Here is an 11,188-nt window from a genome sequence, read left to right as displayed (position 1 = left end):
CTAGTCGAGTAGTCACCCATCATTAAATTAGGCATTATTAAAAAAATTATCGAATTATCATGGAGGATATCATGGCTAAGAAGAGCTTAGAAGAGAAGATTGAAGTTACCAAAAGTGTTCTTAAAGAGAACCTAAACACAGTAAGAGCAGGAAGAGCTAACCCAGCACTTCTCGATAAGGTAATGGTAAGCTATTATGGAACACCGACTCCTCTAAAGTCGCTTTCCAACATCACAACACCTGACCCACGCACTCTTATGGTTGTACCTTTTGATGCAAGTTCTATTGGAGATATCGAGCACGCAATCAATGAGGCAAACCTTGGACTCAACCCATCAAATGATGGAAAAGTTATCAGACTTTCAATTCCTCAACTAACTGAGGAGAGACGTAAGGAGCTCATTAAGCACGTTAAGAAGTTTGGTGAGAACGCAAAGGTTGCAGTTCGTAATATCAGACGAGAAGAGAATGATGAGCTCAAGAAACAGGAAAAAGCTCATGAAATCACTGAGGATGATTGCAAGAGCGAACTAGATAAGGTTCAGAAGAAGATCGATAAGGCTATTAAGGAAATCGACGCTATTATCGAGAACAAGAACAAGGAAGTAATGGAAGTATAATTCTGAGTAAACGTGGCCTAGGTCACGTTTGCTTTTTACGAGGTTATATGATGTCAGAGATTAAGAAATTACCTACACATGTAGCGGTAATTATGGACGGTAACGGTCGCTGGGCTAAGAGCAAAAATAGACCACGTTTATTTGGCCATAATGCCGGCATGCAGGCGATGAAGCAGATAGTTATCACTGCTTCTAATATTGGAATCAAGTATCTTACAGTATATGCGTTCTCAACTGAAAACTGGAAGCGTAGCACAGAAGAGGTTTCTGGTATATTTAAGCTCATCATAAAGTATGTAGATTCGGAGCTCAAAGAGCTAATTGAGAACAATGTGCGAATCAATATTCTAGGTGATTATAATATGTTACCGGTTGATTCCGTAAGAGCGATAGACAAGCTTCTCGATAAAACAAAAGATAACGACGGTCTCGTATTTAATATCGCCCTTAACTACGGTGGTAGAGATGAGATTGTTAGAGCTATCAATGAGATTATTATCGATAGGCAGGCTATGGCAGAAGAAGGCGTATCTGTCGATGTAACAGAGGATGAAGTATCGAATCATCTGTTCACGGGAGTTCTTCACAAGAATATTCCGGATCCAGATCTGATTATCAGAACGAGCGGTGAAGAACGCCTTTCTAATTTCTTGATATGGCAGGCTGCATATAGCGAGATGATGTTTACCGATACGTTGTGGCCGGATTATTCACCAGAAGAATTTATAGAAATGATTGAGAAGTTCTCGCATCGCAAGAGACGCTTTGGTGGAAGAGAGAAGGAAGATAAGTAATGAAGACTAGATTTATCTCAGCACTAGTGATGTTGCCGCTACTTGCGGTACTGTATTTTGGAGGTCTTTGGCTCGTTGGAGCTGCGCTTCTAATTTCTATTATCGGAGTTAAAGAATTCTTTGATGGATTCAATGCATGTGACATCAGACCGTCGCGTAAAATTGCCATTGCGATGTCAGTTATCTTATACGCTGGATATCTAACTTTGGGAAACGTTTCAGATTTTGTTGGAGTTTGGCTTGTGGTAGCGGTTATGGCGAGTCTCGTTTATGGATGGGATATTAAGAATCGCGGCATTAGTGATTCAATTGCAACGCTCTCTGGTATCGTATACGTTGTGCTATTCCCATACTTCATAGTATTAATAGACGCTTCGAGATATAGACATCTGACTTGGCTGGTACTCATAGCTGCCTTTGGTGCAGATATCATGGCATACTTCACAGGTATGGCTATAGGAAAACACAAGATGGCACCTAATCTAAGCCCTAAAAAGACCATAGAAGGAGCCATAGGAGGGCTCGCTGGCGCGTCGATATTTTCAGCTTTATTTGGACACTTCGTTATGCCTGATATAGTTGTACAGTGCGCGATTATCGGTGTAATTGGTGGTGCGATGTCAATGGCTGGTGATCTTACTGCTTCAGCATTTAAGAGACAGATGGGAATCAAGGACTATGGCAAACTGATACCCGGTCATGGTGGCGTACTGGATAGATTCGACAGCGTGCTTTTTGTAGCACCGTTCGTATATTACTTTTCAGTATTTTTCATTAGATAAGTGATGGGGAGATAAATGGGAATTAAGAGAATTATTTTGCTAGGTAGCACGGGTTCTATAGGAACTCAGACATTGGATATAGTCAGAGAAAATCCTGATAAGTTCAAGGTTGTGGCGTTAACTTGCAAAAACAGGATAGAAGATCTGATAAAACAGATTCAGGAATTTAAACCTGAGGCTGTATGTGTTGGAAATAAAGAAGCAGCCGCACAAGTGAGTGCGGCTTTTCCTGCTATTGAAGTAAATATTGGAGATTTAGGATTAAGAGAAGTAGTAAAGGTTGACGCTGATATCGTACTAAATGCCTTAATGGGCATAAGCGGCATGGCGCCTACATACGAGGCTATTTTGACGGGCAAGGATATTGCACTAGCTAATAAGGAGACGCTTGTTGCAGGTGGTAGTTTGATTATGGAGCTTGCTGCAGAGAAGGGCGTAAAAATTCTTCCAGTAGATAGCGAACATAGCGCTATTTTTCAGTGCCTAGAAGGAAACCAAGGAAGAAATGTAAGAAGGATACTTCTCACTGCTTCTGGAGGCCCTTTTAGAGGATATAGCTTAGAGCAGCTTGAGCAGGTGTCTCTGAAGGAAGCGTTAAATCATCCTAAGTGGAGAATGGGACGCAAGATTACTATCGACTCAGCGACGATGATGAATAAGGGTCTAGAAGTCATTGAGGCAAAATGGCTCTTTGCCATTGAACCTGAGCAGATCGATGTTCATGTTCATCCAGAGAGTATAGTTCATTCTATGGTCGAGTTTGATGATACTTCAATTATCGCGCAACTTGCCCTTCCTGATATGAGAATTCCGATAAGCCTTGCACTTGGATATCCGGATAGACTTCATTATTCTGGTAAAAGTCTCAATATGTTTGAGGAAGGAGCCAGCCTTCGTTTTGAAAAGCCCGACACCAGTGTATTTGAGTGTCTGTCCATGGCTTATGAAGCTATTGAAAATGGTGGTAGCTATCCAATACTTCTAAACGGTGCAAATGAAGAGCTTGTTGCGATGATCATCGAGGGCAAGATAGAGTTTCTAGACATACAGAGGTCAATTCGTAAATTGATGGATGCACATAAGCCGGTAAAACCACAGACGATTGAAGATATTTTAGAGATTGATAAGGAAGCAAGGGCTAAGGCAAGAGAGCTCTTTAGATAAAAGTGATTCATATGATATTAACCGTTATTCTGACAATTATAATGCTCATGATAATTACAGTTCCTCATGAGTTCGGACATCTGGTAACTGCCAAGCTTTTTCACATCAAAGTGAATGAGTTTGCGATTGGCATGGGGCCGCTAATCGCTAGTAAAGATAAGGGCGAGACAAAATATTCTGTTAGAGCAGTTCCTATAGGTGGTTTCTGTGCTATGGAAGCAGAAAACGAGGAAAGTGACGAAGATGGGGCTTTTAACAATAAGCCCGCATGGCAAAGACTTATTGTTCTGGCTTCAGGTGCAGCAGTCAACGTGCTTGTTGCACTTGTTCTGATGATAATAATTACTATTTATGTGGGAGTGCCGACTAATAATATAGATAAAGTTTTACCAGACTCTCCTGCAGCATCATCAGGCATTATTGCTGGAGATGAAATCATCTCTATAGACGGTAAAGAATCTTCCTCATGGGTAGATACCGTGACGGCAATTTCAAAGAATACTGATGGGAAAACCATGGAAGTTGTGGTGAGCCGTGATGGAAATAAACACACTTTTATCATTACGCCTAAGAAGGATAAGGACGGCAGATTGGTAATTGGTATAGTTTCTAGAGCATCACACAATGTATTTTTATGTGCAGGACGAGGCATTAAGGTGACGTGGAGACTAAATAGTCAAATGATAGGTGCGCTTAAGCAGATGGCGCATAAGGGAATCTCCAAGGATAGTGTAACTGGACCTGTAGGAATGGCTGGTCTAGTGAGCAAGACTGCTCATACGGGGATACTGTCGTACCTGTATCTCGTGGCTTTAATCAGTCTTAATATGGCGATAGTAAATCTTTTGCCATTTCCAGCACTGGATGGTGGTAGAATTCTATTTGTGTTAATCAGAAAGATTACAGGAAATGCAATCTCGGCAAAAGCCGAAGGTTATATGCACCTAGCTGGGTTTGGTATGCTTATCGCACTCTTAGTGTTTATCACGTGGCAGGACTTGGCGAGAGTGCTGGGACATTAATTTATAGGTAGGTATTAACATGACTAAACAGGTTAGATGCGGCAGGATTATTATTGGTGGAGGGGCACCAGTATCGATTCAGTCTATGACAAATGTGGATACAAGAGATAGTGAAAAGCTCCTTGCGCAGATTAACGCGCTCGAAGCTGCTGGCTGTGACATAGTGAGAGTTGCGATTCCTGACGAAGCTGCGGCAAAATCATTTGCGAAAGTGCGTCAGGAGACGGAGATGGCACTTGTAGCAGATATTCATTTTAACTACAAGCTAGCCCTTGCAGCAATTGAGGCTGGAGCAGATAAGATCAGAATCAATCCAGGTAATATCGGTAGTGACGATAGAGTGGCTAAGGTAGTTGACGCTGCTGGCAACAAGGGGATTCCTATCCGTGTAGGCGTGAATTCTGGTTCGCTTGATAAAAAGCTGCTGGAAAAGCACGGCGGAGTAACCGCCGCTGCTCTTGCAGAGAGTGCGATAGGTACCTTGGGCAAGATTGAGCGCATGGGATTTGACGACTTGGTGCTATCCATTAAGTCATCTAATGTCAAGATTAACTATGATGCTCATATGCTGGTTAAGGAGATGACTGAACATCCTCTTCATATTGGTATAACTGAGTCAGGAACACCTGAAAATGGGCGACTCAAATCAGCTATAGGCATAGGCTCACTGCTTCTGGCTGGCGTTGGTGATACTCTCCGTGTGTCGCTTACAGACGATCCTGTAAATGAAGTTATATTCGGACGTAGAATCCTTGAGTCTGTAGGTCTTAGGGAGAAGAGTATAGAGATAGTGTCCTGTCCGACTTGCGGCAGAACTGAGGTTAACCTAATTGAGATGGCTAATGAAGCTGAAGAAAGACTCAGAGAGATTGGTGATAGGAGAGATTTGCTCAACCTAAAGCCACTTAAGATTGCTGTTATGGGCTGCGTAGTAAATGGACCTGGCGAATCTAAAGAGGCAGACTACGGAATTGCCGGTGGCAATAAGGAGGGTCTCGTGTTTGCGCATGGCGAGATTATTGCTAAGGTGTCTGAAGACGAACTAATTCCGACTCTCATTGACATAGTGTCAAAAGATACGACTAAGAAAAACTGCATTGATGGAGAATTATAATCGATGATTGAAGTACCTAATGGAATACTGACTCCTGAAGAGGTTAGTGAGTCTGCGAGAAAACCTGCTGATGAGCTTGCACTGTCTTTTAAAAACATATCTCTCGATAGAGCTGGACTAGTTCTTGAATTAGATGTGCTCGTTAATTTTGACGTTAAACCTAGGCTTGAACGTGTAATGAAGGAGAGGCTTATCAAGTCTCTCGGTAATATAAATGATGTTAAGTTTAATTATTTCTACGATGAGAGTTATGGCGAGAGTAAGCAACCCGTATCAGGGACAAGCATAAAACCTGTTGAGAATCCAAAAACTAATAATGGGATAATACTTGGCAAGAGGATCACTATGGCTGAAACGGCTTATGAGAATCTTGCTGAGATTTCTGGTGCTCGCACTAAGGTCGCAGTCTCAGGTACTGTATTTGAAATGGAAATCAAGGATACTAAGAAGAAGAACTTCTGGGTTATGACTCTTAGAATAAATAAGGGACCACAGGCTGTTGCTGTAAAGGTATTCCTTAAGAGCAAGCAGGACTTTGATACCGTTAACGAATCGGTGTCAAAAGGCGATGAGATAATCGCTCAAGGAGACATTAGATATGACGAATACATTCATGAAAATGTAATGATAGCAAACAGCATCAACAAGACTGTAAAACGAACTAGAAAAGAGACCTATGAAGGACAGAAACGCGTAGAGCTTCACGCCCATACTAGGATGAGCGAAAACGACGGCTTTAATGACGTGGAAGAAATGGTTAAACAAGCTGCTGAGTGGGGACAGTCTGCTATTGCTATCACTGACCATGGTGTTGTTCAGTCGTTCCCAGATGCTGCGAGTGTCGCTAAGAAGCTTGCCAAGAAGGGCAAGGATATCAAGATACTCTACGGTATGGAGGGGTATCTATATCCAGATGATGATGCATATGACGAAAACGGCAATATCAATCTGAGCAAGAAACGAAATACATATCATATTATTCTTATCGCCAAGAACCTCACTGGGCTTAAGAACCTATACAAGATTGTTTCGTATACTCATATCGACTACTTTTATAGAAGACCACAGCTTCCAAGGAAGGTTCTTGACAAGTATAAGGAAGGTCTGATTATCGGTAGTGCGTGTGAAGCTGGTGAAGTATTTCAGGCAGTGCTCAAAGGTGCTTCTGATGAAGAGCTGCTAAAAATCGCATCTTACTACGATTACCTTGAGATTCAGCCACTAGGGAATAACCATTTCCTGATCAATAGCGATAGATATCCTCACGTGACGAGCAAGCAGAATCTTATTGATATGAACATGAAAATTGTCGAGATTGGGGATAAACTTGGAAAACCAGTAGTAGCAACTACAGATTCACATTATCCAGATAAGGAATCTGCAATCTACCGTAATATCGTCATGTCGATGGTTGGCTTTAACGATACAAATTCAAATTCGCTATATCTGAGAACTACTGCCGAGATGCTTATGGAGTTTGAGTATCTTGGAGATAGGGCAAAAGAGATAGTAATCGACAACACTAATCTAATTGCATCTATGACTGAGGAGTTTCAGCCAGTACCGGATGAGAAGTGCCCACCAAGTATTGAAGGTGCGGATGAGTCATTGAGGGAGTCGTGCTACGCAAGGGCAAAAAGCATATACGGAGACCCACTTCCAGAGCGTGTTCTCGAGAGACTAGATACAGAGCTAAATTCCATTATTAGCAATGGATATGCGGTAATGTACGTTGCAGCGCAGCTTCTAGTTGAAAAGTCAAATAAAGACGGATATCTTGTAGGTAGCCGAGGATCCGTAGGCTCATCGTTCGCGGCAACCATGGCGGGAATAACCGAAGTAAATCCGCTAGAGCCTCACTACATATGTCCTAATTGTCATAACTTAAAATTTACAGAACAACTTGATAAGTATGATACTGGTTTTGACATGCCTGACAGAGTATGTGAAAAATGCGGTACAGATATGGACAAGAACGGACTGAATATTCCGTTTGCAACATTCCTTGGATTTAATGGAGACAAGGAACCAGATATCGACCTTAACTTCGCCGGCGAATATCAGCCTGTTGCTCATAAGTTTGTAGGTGAGATCTTCGGTGAGGAGAATATCTTCAAGGCTGGAACAGTTGCGACTATCGCTGAAAAGACGGCTTTCGGATACGTTAAGAAATACGAAGAGAATACAGGTAAGAGCTATTCGAACTCGGAGGAACTAGTGCTTGCACATGGATGTACTGGAACGAAGAGAACCACAGGACAGCATCCAGGTGGTATCATCGTAGTTCCTGCAGATAGAGAGATTTTCGAATTCTGTCCAATTCAGAAGCCTGCGAACAACAGAGATGCGGAATTTATAACGACGCATTTTGACTATCATAAGATAGACAAGAACTTACTCAAGCTCGATATTCTCGGACACGATGTTCCGCAGATGATCAGGCATCTGCAAGATATGACTGGGGTTGATCCGCTTGGAATAGATATCGCTGACAAGAAGACGCTCAGCATATTTACATCTATTGATGCGTTAAACATAGTCAACCCAGATGAATATGACTTTATGCATGGTACTTACGGTATACCTGAGTTCGGTACCAATTTTACAAGAGGAATGCTTGATGCTATTAAGCCAAAGACAATCTCTGCTCTTATCAAGATTTCTGGCTTCTCGCATGGTACTGATGTATGGACTAATAATGCTGAAGACCTCATTAAAAATGGAGTTGCAACTATAGATGAGCTAATTTCTTGCCGTGACGACATCATGAACTATCTGATGATCAAGGGTGTCGATAAGAGTAATGCCTTCAAAATCATGGAGGATGTGCGTAAGAATAAAGAACTTAAGCAAGAGGAGCTGGATATCATGAAAGAACATGGTGTTCCAGACTGGTATGTTGAATCCTGTAGGACACTCAAGTATTTATTTCCTAGAGCGCATGCTGCTGCGTATGTAATGATGGCGCTCAGAATGGCATGGTTTAAGGTTTACTATCCAAGCGCTTTCTACTGTGCTTGGCTATCAACTAAGATTGATAATTTTGATGTGAATGTAGCGAGGGGTGGTGCAGAAGCGGCAAGAACCGCTATAAGTGCACTAAACTCTGAAGATGATGATACCAGTGCTGCTAAGAAGAAAGAGCTGAAAGTAGTGTATGAGGTTATATACGAGCTTTTATCTCGAGGTTGTGAGTTCTCGCTTCCAGAGCTTGGTGTTTCTGATCCTTGTATGTTCAATGTCGTTGACGACAAGATTAAAATACCGTTTATGGCTGTATCTGGAGTTGGCAGAAGCGCTGCCATTTCACTGGCAGAGGCATACAAAGAAGGTCCATTTCTATCTATTGATGAAGTGCAGAGAAAAACTAAGCTATCGAGCACTAATATTGAAGACCTCAAGGCGTGCGGAGTATTTGATGATCTTCCGGATAGCGCACAGGTATCTATATTCGATATGTAGAAAAACTTGCTATTTACAAGGTTTTGTGATATTATACTAGCGAACGTTAGAGAGCGAAAGAGTGGGGTAACCCACTCTTTCACTTATGTTATGACTTTTTCCCGGGAGGAATTATGGCTAAACAAGATGTTAGTGCAAGAATTGAAGACTTGCTAAATGAATATCTTACAGGCAAAGAGCTTGAGATATATAATATTGAGTACAAGAAGGAAGGCAAGTATTGGAAGCTTCGTGTTTACCTCGATAAGCCAGTAGGATGTGAGACAGAGTATGTTGATATCAACGAGTGCGAAGAGGTTACTCGCTTTCTGAGTGACAAGCTTGATGAAGAGGATTTTATCGAGAGAAGCTACACTCTTGAGGTTTCCTCACCGGGACTTGATAGAGAGCTGATTAAGCCATCTGACTTTGAGAGATTCGCAGGCAGAGAGGTTGAAGTTAAGCTGTACAAGGCAATTGATGGCAACAAGGATTTTGTTGGTACGTTAGTTGGTAAGACAGCTGAAGAAGTAACTATAGAGATTGAAGAACGTGAAGTCGGAATCCCGACGGATCAGATTTCCAAGATTAACTTAGCAGTAATATTTTAGGAGGATTCGATGAACAAAGAGTTTTTGGATGCTCTCACTGAACTAGAACGTGAGAAAAACATTTCAAAAGAAGACATTATCACTGCGATTGAAGATGCTGTAGAACTCGCTTACAAAAAGAACTACGGTAACTATCCAAACGTAAGAGTGTTGGTTGATCGTGAAGATGGCGAAGTACTTGTTCTGATGAGCAAGGAAGTTGTCGAAGAAGTTGAAGACGATATGATGGAGGTTTCGCTTGAAGAGGCTAGGTCATACGACGAAAGATATGAGATCGGTGATGTCATCGAATATCAGGTTGATCCTAAAGACTTTGGCCGTATCGCTGCCCAGACTGCAAAGCAGGTAGTTGTGCAGAGAATCAGAGAGGCTGAGAGACGTAATTCGTATGATGAGTTCGTTAATAAGCAGGGAGAGATAATCACTGCTAAGATTGAGAGAATCAACAATGGAACTATGTTCCTTTCAGTTGGTAACTCTGAGGGTATACTGCCGATATCTGAGCAGGTTAAGACTGAATCGTTCAACGTTGGTGACAGAATCAAGGTTTACGTTATCGATGTTAAGAAGGCTACTAAAGGCCCTCAGATATTTCTATCTAGATCTCACCCAGGCCTAGTAAGAAGGCTATTCGAGCTAGAAGTTCCTGAAATTTCCGACGGGACAGTTGAGATTAAGGGTATCGCTCGTGAGGCGGGATCGAGAACTAAAATCGCTGTATATTCAAATGATGAGAATGTAGATCCAGTTGGTGCATGTGTTGGAAATAGAGGTACTAGAGTACAGAACATCGTTGATGAGCTTTTTGGTGAGAAAATTGACATCATCGTATGGGACGAGGATCCAGCTGTTTTAATTAGCAATGTGCTTAGACCAGCAGATGTTGAAGGCGTATATATCAACTATGTGAATGAGAAGGAAAAGATTGCAACTGCAGTAGTTCCAGAGCAGCAGCTATCACTCGCAATCGGTAGAGAAGGACAGAACGTTAGACTTGCTGCCAGAGTAAGTGGTTGGAAGATCGATATCAAGAGCAAGTCACAGCTGGAGGATAGCGGATTTGATTTTGATGAGTACGAAGATCAGGATGAGGCTGAGGTAGAAGTTCTTATCGATGAAGACGTAGCTGCAGAAGCGGTGCTTGAGCAGGAAGCAGCTCAAACAGAAACTGAAGTGGATGCGGAAGCATAAATATGGCTCTTAACGAAAACAGAGAACCAATGCGTAGATGCATTGGATGCAGAAGTTCACATCCAAAGGGAGAAATGTTTAGGTTTACATGTCAAGGCATGGAAATCCATGAAGATATCACGGGAAATGACGAAGGCAGAGGCGTTTACCTATGTAAAAGCAAGTCTTGCATAGAGTATGCCCGTAAGAATAGAGCGTTTAATAGGGCTTACAAGAGGGCGATTGATGATAAATGCTTGAGTGAGCTACTAGGCAAGATGCTAGAGAAAACAAGGAGGTAGCGGATGACGAAAAAGGTAAATGAGCTGATGACAGAGCTCGGTGTGTCATATCAGGATATTAAGAAAGCAGCTGATACGATGGGCATCGAGGTGAAGTCGGAACGCACAAATCTTGTTCAGAAGGACGCTGATAGATTGAATGACACAATTAGCAAACTAAAGGGACTG

General features: G+C 42.0%; 10 protein-coding genes. All 10 read left to right on the top strand.

Features of this window, described 5'->3' with window-relative positions; all coding sequences use genetic code 11:
* Positions 1–71 precede the first annotated feature (71 nt).
* The 10 genes from frr (at position 72) to AXF17_RS06710 (ending at position 11,020) form a co-directional block, all read left to right on the top strand.
* Positions 72–620 carry a ribosome recycling factor gene (gene frr, locus AXF17_RS06755; protein WP_094234356.1) on the top strand — a complete coding sequence of 183 codons (549 nt, stop codon included), beginning with the start codon at positions 72–74 and terminating at the stop codon, positions 618–620.
* A gap of 47 nt (positions 621–667) precedes the next feature.
* Entirely contained in the window at positions 668–1,414 is a 747-nt protein-coding gene (locus AXF17_RS06750; protein ID WP_330398480.1) for an isoprenyl transferase, read from the top strand.
* Positions 1,414–2,196 (top strand): phosphatidate cytidylyltransferase, encoded by a 783-nt coding sequence (locus AXF17_RS06745; protein WP_094234354.1) that lies wholly within the window; start codon positions 1,414–1,416, stop codon positions 2,194–2,196. Before AXF17_RS06750 ends, AXF17_RS06745 begins: the two co-directional genes overlap by 1 nt.
* A gap of 15 nt (positions 2,197–2,211) precedes the next feature.
* The gene (locus AXF17_RS06740; protein ID WP_094234353.1) at positions 2,212–3,360 is read left to right on the top strand and encodes a 1-deoxy-D-xylulose-5-phosphate reductoisomerase; all 1,149 of its coding nucleotides are present in this window, start codon (positions 2,212–2,214) and stop codon (positions 3,358–3,360) included.
* Positions 3,361–3,371: 11 nt separating this feature from the next.
* Complete coding sequence (rseP, locus tag AXF17_RS06735) at positions 3,372–4,382, top strand: RIP metalloprotease RseP (protein ID WP_169711331.1); 1,011 nt, start codon at positions 3,372–3,374, stop codon at positions 4,380–4,382.
* A gap of 19 nt (positions 4,383–4,401) precedes the next feature.
* The gene (gene ispG, locus AXF17_RS06730; RefSeq protein WP_094234351.1) at positions 4,402–5,496 is read left to right on the top strand and encodes a flavodoxin-dependent (E)-4-hydroxy-3-methylbut-2-enyl-diphosphate synthase; all 1,095 of its coding nucleotides are present in this window, start codon (positions 4,402–4,404) and stop codon (positions 5,494–5,496) included.
* A gap of 3 nt (positions 5,497–5,499) precedes the next feature.
* Positions 5,500–8,958 (top strand): PolC-type DNA polymerase III, encoded by a 3,459-nt coding sequence (locus AXF17_RS06725; RefSeq protein ID WP_094234350.1) that lies wholly within the window; start codon positions 5,500–5,502, stop codon positions 8,956–8,958.
* A gap of 113 nt (positions 8,959–9,071) precedes the next feature.
* Entirely contained in the window at positions 9,072–9,548 is a 477-nt protein-coding gene (locus tag AXF17_RS06720) for a ribosome maturation factor RimP (protein WP_094234349.1), read from the top strand.
* A gap of 9 nt (positions 9,549–9,557) precedes the next feature.
* Positions 9,558–10,739: a transcription termination factor NusA gene (nusA, locus tag AXF17_RS06715; RefSeq protein ID WP_094234348.1), complete on the top strand. Its 1,182-nt coding sequence runs from the start codon at positions 9,558–9,560 to the stop codon at positions 10,737–10,739.
* Between the two features lie 2 nt (positions 10,740–10,741).
* On the top strand, positions 10,742–11,020 hold the full coding sequence (locus tag AXF17_RS06710; protein WP_157682586.1) for a YlxR family protein: 279 nt from the start codon (positions 10,742–10,744) through the stop codon (positions 11,018–11,020).
* The last annotated feature ends 168 nt before the right edge of the window (positions 11,021–11,188 follow it).

This window comes from Mogibacterium pumilum (genome assembly GCF_002243385.1).
Classification (GTDB): Bacteria; Bacillota; Clostridia; order Peptostreptococcales; family Anaerovoracaceae; genus Mogibacterium; species Mogibacterium pumilum.
The sequence above is the reverse complement of the archived record's forward strand: the minus strand, read 5'-3'. Positions and strand labels throughout refer to the sequence as shown.

Coding starts and splice junctions, on each gene's coding strand:
- frr (WP_094234356.1), top strand. CDS start 72: ATGGCTAAGAAGAGCTTAGAAGAGAAGATTGAAGTTACCAAAAGTGTT.
- AXF17_RS06750 (WP_330398480.1), top strand. CDS start 668: ATGATGTCAGAGATTAAGAAATTACCTACACATGTAGCGGTAATTATG.
- AXF17_RS06745 (WP_094234354.1), top strand. CDS start 1,414: ATGAAGACTAGATTTATCTCAGCACTAGTGATGTTGCCGCTACTTGCG.
- AXF17_RS06740 (WP_094234353.1), top strand. CDS start 2,212: ATGGGAATTAAGAGAATTATTTTGCTAGGTAGCACGGGTTCTATAGGA.
- rseP (WP_169711331.1), top strand. CDS start 3,372: ATGATATTAACCGTTATTCTGACAATTATAATGCTCATGATAATTACA.
- ispG (WP_094234351.1), top strand. CDS start 4,402: ATGACTAAACAGGTTAGATGCGGCAGGATTATTATTGGTGGAGGGGCA.
- AXF17_RS06725 (WP_094234350.1), top strand. CDS start 5,500: ATGATTGAAGTACCTAATGGAATACTGACTCCTGAAGAGGTTAGTGAG.
- AXF17_RS06720 (WP_094234349.1), top strand. CDS start 9,072: ATGGCTAAACAAGATGTTAGTGCAAGAATTGAAGACTTGCTAAATGAA.
- nusA (WP_094234348.1), top strand. CDS start 9,558: ATGAACAAAGAGTTTTTGGATGCTCTCACTGAACTAGAACGTGAGAAA.
- AXF17_RS06710 (WP_157682586.1), top strand. CDS start 10,742: ATGGCTCTTAACGAAAACAGAGAACCAATGCGTAGATGCATTGGATGC.